This is a genomic window from Candidatus Bathyarchaeota archaeon A05DMB-5 (assembly GCA_019685655.1).
Lineage (GTDB): Archaea > Thermoproteota > Bathyarchaeia > Bathyarchaeales > Bathycorpusculaceae > DSLH01.
Window position 1 is genome coordinate 61,696 of the sequence record JABFQP010000005.1, and the last position, 14,221, is coordinate 75,916.

General features: G+C 42.7%; 12 protein-coding genes. 6 read left to right on the top strand and 6 right to left on the bottom strand.

What is annotated here, in order from left to right; translation table 11 throughout:
- Positions 1-94 precede the first annotated feature (94 nt).
- Both HM003_07320 and HM003_07325 read right to left on the bottom strand, forming a co-directional pair.
- Positions 95-1,855: an ATP-dependent DNA ligase gene (locus HM003_07320; protein MBX5329141.1), complete on the bottom strand. Its 1,761-nt coding sequence runs from the start codon at positions 1,853-1,855 to the stop codon at positions 95-97.
- Positions 1,856-1,911: 56 nt separating this feature from the next.
- Positions 1,912-2,433: a nitroreductase family protein gene (locus HM003_07325; protein ID MBX5329142.1), complete on the bottom strand. Its 522-nt coding sequence runs from the start codon at positions 2,431-2,433 to the stop codon at positions 1,912-1,914.
- Positions 2,434-2,669: 236 nt separating this feature from the next.
- Here HM003_07325 and HM003_07330 point away from each other — a divergent pair, with 236 nt between their 5' ends.
- From HM003_07330 to HM003_07345, 4 genes are all read left to right on the top strand, one after another.
- On the top strand, positions 2,670-4,364 hold the full coding sequence (locus HM003_07330) for an iron ABC transporter permease (GenBank protein MBX5329143.1): 1,695 nt from the start codon (positions 2,670-2,672) through the stop codon (positions 4,362-4,364).
- 73 nt (positions 4,365-4,437) lie between these two features.
- Positions 4,438-5,535 (top strand): ABC transporter ATP-binding protein, encoded by a 1,098-nt coding sequence (locus tag HM003_07335; protein MBX5329144.1) that lies wholly within the window; start codon positions 4,438-4,440, stop codon positions 5,533-5,535.
- Complete coding sequence (locus HM003_07340; protein ID MBX5329145.1) at positions 5,528-6,187, top strand: DUF47 family protein; 660 nt, start codon at positions 5,528-5,530, stop codon at positions 6,185-6,187. The genes HM003_07335 and HM003_07340 overlap by 8 nt, the downstream gene beginning before the upstream one ends.
- 11 nt (positions 6,188-6,198) lie before the next feature.
- Positions 6,199-6,480 carry a hypothetical protein gene (locus tag HM003_07345; protein ID MBX5329146.1) on the top strand — a complete coding sequence of 94 codons (282 nt, stop codon included), beginning with the start codon at positions 6,199-6,201 and terminating at the stop codon, positions 6,478-6,480.
- 2 nt (positions 6,481-6,482) lie between these two features.
- Here HM003_07345 and HM003_07350 read toward each other — a convergent pair whose 3' ends face one another.
- Together HM003_07350 and HM003_07355 are read right to left on the bottom strand one after the other, a co-directional pair.
- Complete coding sequence (locus tag HM003_07350) at positions 6,483-6,878, bottom strand: hypothetical protein (protein MBX5329147.1); 396 nt, start codon at positions 6,876-6,878, stop codon at positions 6,483-6,485.
- Between the two features lie 69 nt (positions 6,879-6,947).
- Positions 6,948-7,850, bottom strand: coding sequence for a DMT family transporter (locus HM003_07355; GenBank protein ID MBX5329148.1), 903 nt, complete (start codon positions 7,848-7,850; stop codon positions 6,948-6,950).
- Positions 7,851-7,994: 144 nt separating this feature from the next.
- Between HM003_07355 and HM003_07360 the strand changes: the two genes are divergently transcribed.
- Positions 7,995-9,407 (top strand): TldD/PmbA family protein, encoded by a 1,413-nt coding sequence (locus tag HM003_07360; GenBank protein MBX5329149.1) that lies wholly within the window; start codon positions 7,995-7,997, stop codon positions 9,405-9,407.
- A 4-nt stretch (positions 9,408-9,411) separates the two neighbouring features.
- A complete protein-coding gene (locus HM003_07365) occupies positions 9,412-10,749 on the top strand; it encodes a TldD/PmbA family protein (GenBank protein MBX5329150.1) in 1,338 nt (445 codons plus the stop codon).
- Positions 10,750-10,794: 45 nt separating this feature from the next.
- Here the strand turns inward: HM003_07365 and HM003_07370 are convergent, their stop codons facing one another.
- Together HM003_07370 and HM003_07375 are read right to left on the bottom strand one after the other, a co-directional pair.
- The gene (locus tag HM003_07370; protein MBX5329151.1) at positions 10,795-12,882 is read right to left on the bottom strand and encodes an SMC family ATPase; all 2,088 of its coding nucleotides are present in this window, start codon (positions 12,880-12,882) and stop codon (positions 10,795-10,797) included.
- Positions 12,879-14,108, bottom strand: coding sequence for a DNA repair exonuclease (locus HM003_07375; GenBank protein MBX5329152.1), 1,230 nt, complete (start codon positions 14,106-14,108; stop codon positions 12,879-12,881). Before HM003_07375 ends, HM003_07370 begins: the two co-directional genes overlap by 4 nt.
- Between the last annotated feature and the right edge of the window lie 113 nt (positions 14,109-14,221).

The following is a 14,221-nucleotide window of genomic DNA, read 5'->3' on the forward strand; positions in this document are numbered from 1 at the left end:
GTTTCCTTGCTTTAAAATCTTGCGAAAATCTTCAAATAACCTAAAAAATGTATCATTTAAAAATTCCAGGGACCACCCCAATAAACCAAGTTTATTATTCTGTGATTGTTTTGAGTTGGCTTTTATACATCTCAACAATCTCTTCAGTTGTGGTCGCGTCTTCTGCAGCCTTGTCAAGTCTATAGTTTCCAGTGAACCGCGGAAAACGAATTGCCAGTCCGCTTCCTTTTCTTATCGAGTCCATGGCGCACGTATGGATTGGGCTAAGGGTTATTTCTGCACCTAAAATTTCAATCACCACGATGGGCTCGAACCAAACGTCCGCCTCAAGCAAAGAATTGACTCTTGAATGTTTATGTTGCACAATGTGTTTCTGCATTGTTTTTGGCAGTTTTTCCAAATCTTCGTCTGTAAAGCCCGTGCCGCATTTTGTCACGGTTTCGAAGGTGTCGCTTTCGGGGTTGTAAGCTGCTAATAGTAGGGCGCCGTAGGTTCCGGCGCGTTTTCCTCTGCCGTGGAATGCGCCGACTATGACTAGGTCTACGGTGTCTGTCATTTCGCTTTTGTAGTCGCGTTTGTATTTTATCCATAGCCATCCTCTTGCGCCTGCTTGATAGACGGAGTCTGCAGCGATGGATTTGCACATTAGTCCTTCACAGCCGTTTTCGATTGCTTCTAGGAAGAATTTTTCCAGTTCTTTCACGTCGCTGGTGATTAGGCTTTTTGCTACTTGTACTCTTTCGCTCTCTTTTATTGTTTCTTCGAGTGTTTTTCGGCGGATTGGGTAAGGTTCTAGTGTTAAGTCTTTGCCGTCAACGTAAAGCGCGTCAAACATGAATAGCGAGACTGGATAGGCTTCCATGGCTTTTTCAATTTCGTATTTGCGTCTGCGGTGCATTAGTTCTTGGAAGGGGCGCATTTCGCCTGTTTCGAGGTCTATGGCGACGCATTCGGCTTCGAGGATGGCATCTTTTGCTTTCACGTGTTTTTTGATTAGTTCGACAGCGTCTGGGTATTGGTTGGAGATGTTTTCTAAGCGTCTGGAATAGAGGATAACTTGGTCGCCTTTTTTGTGGGCTTGGATTCTTTCTCCGTCGTATTTGTATTCAGCTATGCATTTTCCACTTAGTTTGTCGAGTATCTCTTCGGGCGAAGAAAGCCTTTCGGCTAGCATGGGTCGAATGGGCTCGAAAACTATGACTTGGAATTTCTTTATGCCTTCTAATCCTTTTTCGGCTACGACTTTGGCGACTCTTCCGAGGTCAGAGGAAATGTTGTAGGCGCGTTCTATGTGTTCGCGGCTTTCTTTTCCGCCTCCGTAGGCTATTGCTAAAGCGTCGAGAACTGTCATGTCCGCAATGCCTAGGCGTAGGTTTCCTGTGACGGTGCGCATTATGTATTTGGCTTCTTTGGGAGTTGCGTCTGCCAGAAGCCCTGCTAAAAGGGACATTTTGGTATCCACGGCGCCTGAGCCCGAAGCTTTAGCCATCTTGTCAAGAGTTTCGTAGACTCTTTGAACTGTTAAGGGCTGTTGGAAAAAGGTTACTTGTTTCTTTTTTGCAATGAGTTTCTGGGCGGTTTCGCCTATGTCTCCGCTTGTTTTCAAGTCTTCTTCTATTTCGTTTTCGCTTCTTCCAGAAGCCCTTGCAAGAGCTTTTATTGCGAGTTTTTCTGCCACACCTATTTCGAGACCGATAAAGTCTGGGTATATTTTGCCTTGAGTTAAGTATACGACTTTGTCGATTATGTTTTTTGGTGTGTTTTTGAGAAGGTCAACTAGAAGGTCGGTCATTTCTAAACGTTTAGTTGTGGCTTCGATTTTTTCGTAAGCGTCAGCAATTACGGCATACCGCAATAATTAACCTCACAAACAACAATACACACACAAAGATATTAAATTTCATTTTTTGTTTAGAAGGTTTCGTAATGGACGATTTGATTTATTGGTCTTCTGTTTCTTGGAGAAGGAGTTTCAGCAGAATAGCCTACGGGAATTATGGCTACTGGTCTTACTCCCTGCGGAGCTTTCAAAATTTCTTTTGCTTTTTCTTCTTTGAAAGCACCAACCCAGCAGGTGCCCAGTCCAAGAGAATAAGCAGTTAAGTGAATGTTTTGGATTGCAGCCGCCGTGTCTTGTATGCAGTATAGGATTTTGCCGCGAATGCCATAACCTTGCATGGAACGATTTTCATTTGCACAAACAACAATCACAACAGGCGCTTCTTCAATGAAAGACTGGTTAAGTGCGGCTTCAGCAAGCAACTTCTTGATTTCTGGTTTACGAACAACAACGAACTCCCATGGTTGAACGTTTCCAGCAGAAGGCGCCCAACGCGCCGCATCAATCAGCTTTTCAACAAGCTCGTTTGGCACGTCTCGACTTTCGAAAGCTCGAATGCTCCTTCTTCCCTTAATAGCCTCAAACACGTCCATAATCTCACACGCGCTATTATTACACATAAAAGTTTACAACACAAAAGCCTTAAGTCTTATCCCGCCATCACTTTCAGTTTGGATGATGAAGCAGAGAGTCAACAGAGCCAAAGCAGTGATGTGACTCGACGGGCGAACTGACACCTTCTTCTAAGGAAAATTTATCAGCTAAAACAGCGAATCAAAAAAGATGCACGGTTCAAGAATTGTTGGAGTGAAGTTTAGGCGGAGAAAACTTGCATAAACGCAAAATCATGGAAGCACTTGATAGGATTTCATCAAAAAAAAGCGTCAAGTATGCAGTATACTTAACAGCTGTAATACTATTCTTCGCATTAATATTGCTGCCTCCACTTCTTGGAATAATCGTAAAATGGAACGCAATGCAAACAGTTCTAGACAAGCCAGACCGCATGTCACGTTCATTAAACGCCATCCAAAACTCTTTCTTAGTAGCCTTACTCGTTTCAGCCTTAGACGTGATTACTGGAATTCCAATGGCGTGGTTCATCACACGCGGAAAATCAAAATGGCTAAACGTTCTTGACACGTTAGCGGACATTCCATTCGTAGTGCCCACAGCCGCGCTTGGCTACTCGCTATTGCTGTTCTGGAGCGACCCAAACGGAATATCAAGCCTCTTCGGAAACCCGCTAGCTTCACCCGGCTGGCTTCTCGTCATCCTACTCCACTTCACATTCTCCTACCCAGTAGTCATACGAGTAGTCGTCGGAGCATTGCTTGATTACAAAATCGAATATGAACAAGCTTCCCGAACACTTGGTGCACCGCCCTTAACAGCGTCAAGAACCGTTACCTTCGCAATCATCAAACCCTCACTAATAGCAGCCTTCATACTCGCATTCGCAAGGTCACTTTCGGAAACCGGCGCAACCTTCATGGTCGCCGGAGCATTCGAAAACGGTCCAGTCTTCATACGACACATTACCAACGAATTCAAAGCCGGCACGATTGACAAATATGCATATGAGGGCTCTCTAGCATTCGCAAGTTTCATACTCATCGCCATCGCTGTAGCCATCTTCGCACTAATCCGCATCTTAGGACCGAAGCTAAAAATTCCAGCAAAAAAGACATGGCCATCATGGGAAAGAAAACTGAGCTATTCAAAAGCAGCAACATCCAGAAACACCGTTACGCTTTTGATATTTCTGATAATAGTACTTATTCCATCCCTTTTCGTGGCGCTACCAGCTTTTCAAGCAGTATTCACCAACATATTACCTAATTCGCTCTCAGGAAACATTCCCGGAGGAGTAAATTGGGGAGATTATTGGCAGAGCATTCTTTTATCATATTTTCTGGGCGCGGTAGTTACAATTTTAAATGTTGCAATAGGATTGCCAATGGCGATACTTATTGCGAGAAGAAAGTTTGGAAAACTGTTGTCTGGAATGCTGGACGTGCTCGTGAATATTCCGTTGATTGTTCCATCAATAGCCCTCGGCGTCTCGCTTAGATTCTTCTGGAAAGACACCTTCGCATTTATGCCCGAAATGCTGCTGCTAATTTTTGCTCACTTAGCAATTACTTACCCATACTTTGTGAGGTCAATGTCCGCAGCCACTGAAAGAATAAGTGCAGATATGGAAGAAGCCGCAAGAACCCTCGGCGCCAAACCGCTGGGAGTGTTCAGAACAATAATCTGGCCATTAACTAAATACTCAATATTTTCAGGTGCAATAATCATTTTCACAAGAAGTGTAAGCGAGACAGGCGCAACCGTGGCCGTAGTAAGCTCGTTGAAAACGGTGCCAATTATCCTTGAGGATTGGGTTTTCCAAGTTCAGAAGAAGACAGGACCAGCTACATCATTAGATGTTGGCTTAGCCTGTGGATACCTAATTCTATTCTCATTCATCATTCTACTTGCATTAAGACTCATTGTGAGAGGAAAAGGAAGATACTAGCATGATTAATATACCGCTTAAAATTTATGCAAAGACAGCCAAAACAAATGCGGTGGGCGAAGGAGACTAACAAATGCCAGACGTCCGCGTCGTCAACGTAACAAAAAAATTCGGAAAAATCCTCGCGGTAAACAACGTTAGCCTCCACATCCGCGACAAAGAATACTTTTCACTGCTCGGTCCAAGTGGATGCGGAAAAACAACCTTACTACGGCTTATTGCCGGATTAATCCAGCCAGACGAAGGCGAAATCTACATTGGAGACAAGCTTGTGAATGATGTTCCACCAGAAGACAGAGACATCGGATTCGTCTTCCAAACCTTCGCGCTGTTTCCACACATGAACGCTTGGAACAACGTAACTTATGGTCCGCGCGTGAAAGGCTTCGACATGAAGAAAGCAGAAACAATAGGGCATGAAGTGCTTGAAATGGTTAGGCTCCACGAGCGATTAGACGCTTTTCCGAATGAACTAAGCGGAGGGATGATGCAGAGAATTGCCGTTGCAAGAGCTCTTGCCGCGGGAGCCAAACTGTTGCTTTTAGACGAGCCGCTTGGACAATTAGACGCAAAAGTCAGAAACGAATTAAGATATGAGATAAGGAAAATGTCCAAGGATTTAGGATTAACAGCCATTCACGTGACTCATGACCAATCAGAAGCCATGGCAATCTCAGACAGAATCGCAGTGATGAAAAAAGGAAAAGTGTTGCAGGTTGGCACTCCAAACGAGCTTTACATGAACCCGCAGAGCATTTTTGTGGCGCATTTCATTGGAGAATCAAATTTTCTAGAAGGTTACGTATCCAACGCGAACGGTAAAAAAGCGACAATAGAGCTTCGAGGTGGAATAAAAGTTCAAGCAGCCGACAAGAACATAAAAATTGGCGAGAGAGTCGTCTTAGCCATAAGGCCAGAAACTATCATAGTTGAAAAAGGAACAAACAAAAACGCCGTTTCAGGCACAATAGAAAGAGTAACCTTCGAAGGAACAAACGTGCGCTACGAAATAAGACTTGAAAACCAAGATTTAATAGTCATCGTTAAGCCTTCCCTAACCGAAGAATGGTTTAACGTAGACGAAAAAGTAAATGTGCAGTTTCCACCAGAAAAAACACATGTATTCCCGTATCCAGAAGCAGGATTAAGAGGAGAAATAGCAGTTGAGTGAACTCATAAAATGGTTTGAAAAAAGAAGAGAAACCAAAGCATTGGCAACCATACAACGCCACTTAGCTTTAACAACAGGAATAGTTGAAGACTTGGAAAAAGCAATAGTTGCGGCAGTGAAAGGCAACAAAAGCGAAATGAAAGAATATGTGGAGCGCGTAACGGGAAGCGAAAGAGAAGCAGACGCGTTGAGAAGAAAAGTCATGGATGAAATCTCAAAGGGAGAACTTTCACCCGTAGACAGAGCAGACCTAATGGACCTTGTGAAGAGAGTTGACATGGTTGCAGACTGGAGCAGAGAATCCACACGTGTATTAGGAGCAATACCAATGGAAAAAGTGCCAAACTCGATTAAGGAAGAATTTGTGGAAATGATAAAAAACGTCAAAGAATGCGCAGTTTCCCTCCAAAAATGCGTAAACAAAATGATGACGAAACCAGAAGAAGCCCTTCAGGCTGCAGATGCTGTGGAGCGTGAAGAGGAAAAGGTTGATGATATACATGAAAAAGCTAGAACTCTCTTAGGAAAAGAAGATTTATCCAGCGCTGGAGTCGCAGTCTTAATAGGACAGCTCTTCGAAGCTATAGAATTAATAGCAGACGCTTGCGAGGACGCGTGTGACCAAGTGAGAGTTATAATGGTTCGAAAGTGAGGTGAGCATGCATGGCGGAAATGAAAATTGACATATCAGAACTTAAAAGAGAAGGCGGTGACATAATCAAAGAATTAGCTGAGTATTTGAAAGAGAAAACTACAGCGGAAGTAGCCACTGGAACAGACTCGATAACCATAAAAGATGAAAAACAAAGTGTTTCCAAAAAGTATCTTCGAGTACTTCTAAAGAAGTTTCTACACAAAAAAGAACTCAAAGAGTATTATAGAGTGATAGGCGGCGAAGAAAACTCGTTAGTTGTTAAAGAAAAGAAAATCGCTGAAGAAGAATAATTTCACTGTTTCTTTTTGAACGCTTCACGCTTCTTTTTTGCAAGGTCTTCTTGAGCCTTCAAAAGGTAATGCCTCGCCACGTAAGCACTTTTGTAAGCGTCTAAAAGTTTCTTACTTGCCATGTGTTTCTCAGCATCTTCGAGAAGACTATGAGCTTCGGTCAAAAGCGCGCTTGTTTCCATTTTCTTTAAATCCGGGTTTGGCTTCCACTTTGCCGTTTCGTCTTCGTTCTGAAACATTATCGAAAACAGAAACAGCGCGTATTCCAGTTCAGCCGCAGCATGCCAGAGATTATCAGCAAAGGAATTTTCCTCTTTCTTTTTCAATGCTGAAACCGAATTTTCTATGTATGTCATCGCAGTTTTTAGTGCCTTCAATATTTTATCGTTAGCAGCCATTGTCTCAACCCGTTTTAGCCATTAATACTTCGCGTCCTTTTTTATCTGTTTCGTCAAACTTGAATATCTTCAAACTTTCTCCTTAACTATAAAAATGATTCCCAACAAAATCAGAACAGCGCCCAAAACAAACTGGTAGGCGGGTATTTCTTGAAATAATGCTACGCCTAAAATGGTTGCGCCGACTGGTTCAAGAAGAGCTAAAGTGGCAGTTTCGAAAGATTTCAGGTTGGATAAAGAAGAAAAGTATAACGTGTGGGCAATTGCTGTTGGCAGTATGCCCAGACCTACTAGCGGGAGAATAATCTCCATATTAAATGGCATCGTATACGTTGAATTAGTTGTGAAAATGTTCAAAACTCCAATTGTGATTGCGGCAAATGCGTAGATGGGCAGCATTAAAGCAAAGATTGACATTTGACTTCGCACTTTTCTTCCATAATTAAGATATAAAGCGATGAGCAAAGCGGCTAAAACAGCTTCTAAATCGCCTTTTAAACTCGGAGAAACTCTTACAAATTGATTCTGCGAAGTTACTGTTTCAGCATAACCAATAACGCATAAGCCTACAAAAGACAAAGCCAAACCAACCATCGCCAAAACAGAAGGCTTAAGCTTAAACACAAAAGCGGAGATAAAAACTGAAAAAATCGGCGTTGTATTGACGAGAACCGTTGCGTTTAAAATTGTCGTGTCTTTTAACGCAGAAACAAAAAATACGAAGTGCAAAGCAAGGAAGAGACTGAGGACGAGAAGCTGCTTTATGTTCTTTTTTACGAGATTAAAGTTGAATGATTTTTTAAGCAGAAAAGCCATCACGGCTAGAGCTAAACAAGCGATTATCAAACGCCAGAATACAATGGAAAAAGCGTCTAAGTTTGGCAGAAATTTTATGAAAATTGCAGCCGCGCCAAAGAGCACCCCAGCAATTGCGCTTTCTATCAACGCCAGCCTTCTTGTTCTTCCACTCATTCAAACGCCCTTTTTGCCAAAGTATGTACAAAGCCTAGTTTTAATAATTATTCCATTTTGTGACCAACGAAGTGGGCACTTGTAACCATAACAAATAACTATTCTGACCAACCAAAAAGTAGAATGTTAGAGGTGCCAAAAATCTTGAAAGCAAAAAAAGAACAGATACAAGAACCGGAATTGGAGAAAATTCTTGATAAAGCCGCTAAACTCGGAGCTTCTTATGCTGATGCGCGCTATCAAAACTACGAGTATGAGCTGATAACTGTTGAGAATAAAACTTTGAAAACTTATTCTTCAAGGAGACTAAGCGGTGTAGGCATAAGAGTTGCAATAAAAGGAACCGTGGGTTACGCGTCAACAAGCGACTTAAACCCGAAAAGTCTTGAGAAAACCTTAGAAAACGCTGTTAAAGCCGCCAAATCCGTGGGAGGCGAGAGGAAACCGTTTAGAAAGTCTAAGATTGAAGAGGCAAACGTGAAGCTCCCAATAAAGGTTAATCCTTTTGATGTTTCGCCGGAAGAGAAGGTTTCGTTAGCGTTAGACGCGAACAAGTCCGCGTGGATAAGCGATGAAATAAAGAGTGGCATGACATTGCTTGGCTGCTCCAGAGATGCCAGGCTATTCATGTCTTCAGAAGGCGCCAAAGTAAACGTTGAAACGGCGCTTGTAGGTCTTTTTCATGAGTCAGTTGCTAAAGTTAGCGGAGTCATGGAAAGAGTGCCCTACAGCGAATCCATGTGCGTAGGTTTTGAGTTCATAAAAAGCAAGAACTGGAACTCTTTTACAGTAGACATTTCTAAACTTGCAATAGAAGCAGCAAAATCAAAAACTCCGCCTCCAGGCACTTACCCGGTGGTTGTGGACCCGAGAGTTTTTGGAATACTATTGCATGAGGCGTTTGGGCACGCGTCTGAAGGAGATTTGGTTTCTACTGGCGAGTCCGTGCTTCAGAACAAAATTGGCGCCAAGTTAGCAAGCGACGCCGTAACCATAATTGACGAAGGCACGGTTGAAGGAGGATACTTTTATCCCTTTGACGATGAAGGAACAAAAAAGAAGAAAACAGTAATCGTTGAGAACGGAGTTCTGAAAAGTTATATTCTGGACAGGGAATCTGCTTCGCAACTTGGCTTGGAATCCACGGGCAACGGAAGAGCTCAAGACTTTGAAAACCTGCCCATAGTTAGACAAACAAACTATTACATGCAACCGAAAGACTACGCTTTTGAAGAGCTTATAGAAGATGTGGACTTTGGAGTGTATGTTGGTGGAAGAGGAACCACCGGTGGCGAAGTTGAAGTTGGCATGGGAACCTTCACTTTCGGCGTTGGTCCTTCCAAAATCATAAAAAACGGAGAATTAACCGAAACCGTCAGAGGCGTAGTAATCAGTGGTTTGATTCTTGAAACATTAAAAACCATAGACGCCGTTGGAAACGACTTGCTCATTCAAACGAGCGCTTTTGGCGGTTGCGGAAAAAATGGACAAAGAGCCTCTGTTGGCTTCGGAGGTCCGCACGTTAGGGTTCGCAAGATGACGGTTGGAGGAAGGTGAAATTATGGAAATAGCTGAATTGGCTGTTAAAAAAGCATTAGAATTAGGCGCAACTGAAGTAGAGGTTTATGCGCAGAAAACAAAAAATGTCCGTGTAGAGTTTGACGAGATAATCCAGAGTTTGAAGACAACTGAATCTTTAGGAATAGGCTTGCAAGTTGCGTTAGGCAGAAAAATCGCAACTTGTGCAACCTCAGTTTTGGACGAGAAAGAAATCAGCGAAATAGTAGCGAGAACAGTTAAAATTGCTAAGGTAGCACCCGAAGACCCACACTGGAAGCACATGAACAAAAAATTTGGAAAAGCACCAGCACAAGAATATTACGACAAAACCTTAGAAAGTTTAGAACACGAGGAAATCATTGAAAAGCTGATCCCTGCAATTGATTTGATGAAAAATTATGATAAAAGAGTCAAGCCCACACGTGGAATTTTGAACGTTTCAACCTCAAATGTTTATATCATAAACAACTACAACGAAAGTTCGGAAAGAAGAGAATCCAACATAGAAGTTTGGATGCGAACGAAAGCTAAAGAAGCCAGCATGGAGAGCACGGGGAATGAGCATCAAGAAACGCGGTTCTGGAAAGAGACAAAATTTGAGGAGTTGGCTGAAAAAGCTGCAGAGAAAGCCGTGAAATTCCTTAAAGCCAAGCCTATCAAGAGCGGTCAAATGGCGGTGGTCTTCAGAAACCAGATTTTCGCGAACATTTTCGGGTGGATTCTGAACGGTCCAATAACTGCAGAGTGGGTTCAGAAGGGCAGGTCACCGCTTGCAAACAAGATTGGAACTCAAATAGCCTCGGAAGACCTCAGCATAGTTGATGATGGATTAATGCCTAAGGGTTGGCGAACAAAACCATTCGATGACGAAGGACATCCAACGCAGAGAACATCAATCATAGAAAGGGGCGTTCTCAAAAACTACATTTACGATAATTACACGGCCATCAAAGATAACGTGGAATCAACTGGAAACGCCTTCAGAAACTTCTACTGGGTAAACCTGCAGCCAGCGCCCAGTAACTTAATCTTAAAAGCGGGAAAGGCAACAATTGAAGAGATTATTAAGGATACAAGGAAAGGAGTTTTTGTGGAAGAAACTATTGGCGAGTGGCTTTCGAATCCCGTGAGTGGCAATTTAAACGCTACCATAAGTCATGGATACCTCATTGAAAACGGCGAGCTTGCACAGCCAATTAAAGGTGCAGTTATTTCTGGAAACTTCTATGACCTTCTCAAGGATGGAATAGAAATAGTAGGCAATGATTTGAGAAACAGCGCACACTGTTACTCACCAACTGTGAAGCTTACCAAATTGACGCTTGCCGGACAAGAATAGAAAGCACCAAAAAACACAATACGCTTGCTAACCACTTTTTTCTAGTTATTTTTCAACTGACACTCTGCTTTCGCCTGCTTCTTTCTCAAGCCTTATTACGTGCTCAGCTTTTTCTGCAAAGGCTTCGCTGTGTGTTACAGCGATTATTTGTTCTATGGCTTTGAAGCGTGATATGGCTTCGGCTAGGCGGTTTATTGAGCCGTCTTCTCTTCCGAGGCTTTCGGTTGGTTCGTCCAGTAATAGCATGCTTAATCCATGTCCTGTTCTTGACTGCATAATTAATTGTCCTAGTCCGAGGCGATAGGCAAAAGCAAGTAGGGTTCTTTCTCCGCCTGACAGGTGTGAAACTTCTCTTTCAACGCCGCTTTCGCTTTTAACATACGGCGTGTAAGTCTCGTCGATTAGCACGTTTATTAAGGGTCCTTCGCCGCCGACTAGGGCGTCAAGAACTTGTTGAACAAAGTTTCTTAGGACTTTTACGAATTCAGCTCGCAGTTTGGGTTGAATGCTTCGGTAAGCTTCACGTATGCCGCCGATAATTTCGATGGTTTTGGTTATTTTTTCCATGCGTTCGATTTTATGTTGGGCTTGGTCGATTCTTTCTTTAATTTCGTCTAATCGTCTAGTGAGTTCTTTTTTGCGGTTTTCTTTGGTTCGCAGTTCAGAATCTAAGGAGTAGTATTGTCGGAAGGCTTGTTCTCTTCGGGTTCTTGCAGTTTCCAGTTCGGACATGTCGAACATGCTTATTTCTGCTTTTACAGTTTCCAGTTGCAGTTGCAGGTCTTGTGTTAATCTTTGTTTTTCCTCGAATTCCTTGTAAAATTCAGTTAGTGCATCTTCTTCTTTGGTAATGTTTGTTCTAATGTTATCTGCTTGCAAGGTTAATGTTTGAATGTTAGAAAACGCATTGTTGGCTATGGCTTTTATTTGTTGTAGTTGTTCAATTTCGTTTTGAAGCTGTGCTATTGTTTTCTGTCTTTCGGTGTTTTCTTTTTGAATTTTCTGCGTTAAATTGTTCTTGTATTCTTCGTTTAGTGTTTGTAGGCAAAGGGGGCATCGGTTTTCTGTGGAGAGTGAAGAGATTCTTTTTTGGTCTTCGCGTATTCCTTTTAGTGTTGCTTCTTGTTCGCCTTTTAAGGTGGTGATTCGCTCGTCAAAGCTTGTTAACTGCTGCCTTAAGGTTTCGATTGGCTGGTTTGGGTCGATGCCTGCTTCTTTGAGTTTAGCTTTGTGTGATTTGATTTGTGTTTCCATGGTGGCTAGGTGTTGTTTGAAATTGTCTAAGGCGATTTTTTTCTCGTTAATCCTTCTTGTTAACAGTGACAATGTGTCTTCAGTGTTTGAAAGGTTTGCTTGTATCTGCGCTTCTTTTCGTTTGAGTTCTTCGATGCGGTTTTTTACTTCTTCCAGTCTTTTTAGTGTCAGTTCGGCTTCTTCTAAGGTTTTTTTGGCTGTGTTCAGTTTTTTCGCGGTTTCTTCTATTTCGATTTCGGCTAGTGAGAATTCTTCGGCTGTTTGGTTGTATTCTTGGCTTATTTTTTCCATTCCAACAATGTCTGGGTCTTTTTCGTAGGCTTTTTTTTCGCCTTCGTATTCTTTTTCATAGCCTAGGAGGTTGCTCCATGCTTCTTCATAATCTGAAAGCCCAAATAGTTCGTCTAGGCGTTTTTGTCTATCTCGTGATGTGGCGTCTAAGAGTTCTTTTAGGTGTTCTTGTCTAACCCAGACTATTTCGCGGAAAAGTTCTTTGTCTAAGCCTGTTATTGCTTTGAGTTGTTCGGCTACGGCGTCGCTTTTTATGCTTGCTATTAGGTTTTCGCCTTCGAATAGTTTTAGTTCGTCAAAGTCTTGGCTTGTGCCTTTTCCGCGTTTTTTTAGTCCGCGTGTGATTTTGTAGTTTTTGCCGTTTTGGGTGAATTGGAGTGTGACTTTTCCGTGGTTTGCTCCCTCACGCAACAGATAATCGTAGCTTCTTCCAATTGGGTCTCCGAACAGGGCGAAGTCTATGGAGTATAGGATGCTGGATTTTCCGCAGCCTAAACCGCCGACTAGGCAGTTGAAGCCTTTTGCGAAGGGCACGGTGGATTTGACGTGGGAGCGGATGTTTTCTAATTGTACGATTTCAATTTTCATTGTAGAAGCTCCTCGATGGTTTGTTTCACTTTTTCTTCTTGTTTTTTGGTTAGTGGTTCAATTAGGCTGAGGGCTACGCGTGCGATTTTTTCGGCTTCTTCTCGTGGGTAGCGTTCAGAAAAAATTTGTAGGAAGTATTCGAACGTTTTCGTTTTTAAGTCTTTGAATTCGCTTTCGAAGATTGAGCGAACGATTTCTTCGGAGACTTCGCTTTCACGCAAGGAAATAATTGGGTGCACAAGTAGAGCCTTTTTAACTGCGCTTCTGATTTTGGCGATGTCAACTTCTGCGCGGCTTGTTTCAACTGGCAGAGTGCCTTTCAAAACTGGAACAATTATGACGCCTTCCTCGTCTGCGTCTTTTACAAGTTGTGTGGCGAGTTCCGTGATTTTTGCGGGGTTCATTCCGGTGAAGTCTTGTTCTAATACGGTAAACTTGCGTTGAGGTTCAAGTTCTATGAATTCTGGCGATGCCGCGCCTTTCTCGTCTACTTTGACGTGGTAGAAGCCTTTTCTTATTTTGGCTTCTGCGTAGTCTACGGTTTCGATGCATCCGCTGTAAATTAATAGTCCGTTTTTGAATTTTTCTTTGTATGGTTCGTGTATGTGTCCAGCTGCGTAGTAGTTGAAGCCTTCAGGGATGAGTTCTGGCGGAGCTTCAGCTTCCATGTAGGGCGGCTTGACGCTTGGAATGTCTAGAGCCATGTGGAAAACGAAAATGTTGAATAATGAAGGGTCTGGTGATGGCTTGTTTTGTTCCAAGAAGACGGGAAGGCTTTCTTCGGTTTTGCGTCTGGTTCTATAGTTGGGCACGCCGTAAACGTAGCAGGAGTCTGGTTTGCGCCAGCAGGCGCCTTCATGTCTTGGCAAGTGATAGATTAAGCCAGCGCTGTCTAACGGGTTTAGAATGCTTCCAGTGATTATGTTGGGTGCTGAATCATGCGAACCGTCAACGGTTAAAACTGGAATTTGAGCTTCACGTAAGCGACTGAATTGTCTGATGGCGTTTTCTAGCGTGACGTTTGATGGGCGCGCCTGATGGAATAGGTCTCCAGCAATAATCATAAAATCAGGTTTTAACTCAATGGTTCTGTCAACTAATTCTTGGAAAGCCTTGTCAAAATCCTCACGCCTCGCTTCTAAACCATACTGTGCATAACCTAAATGCAAATCCGCAACATGAACAAAACTGAAGCCCCTCAAACCTCTCTCTTCTCCCACCAACATTAGTAACAGTTAGATTTAGTTAATCATTAACTATTAAATATTTTAACAATCAATCACAAAAACAACCACAATCCTAACCACGGTTTCAACCTATATATAAGGGAGGGGCTAGT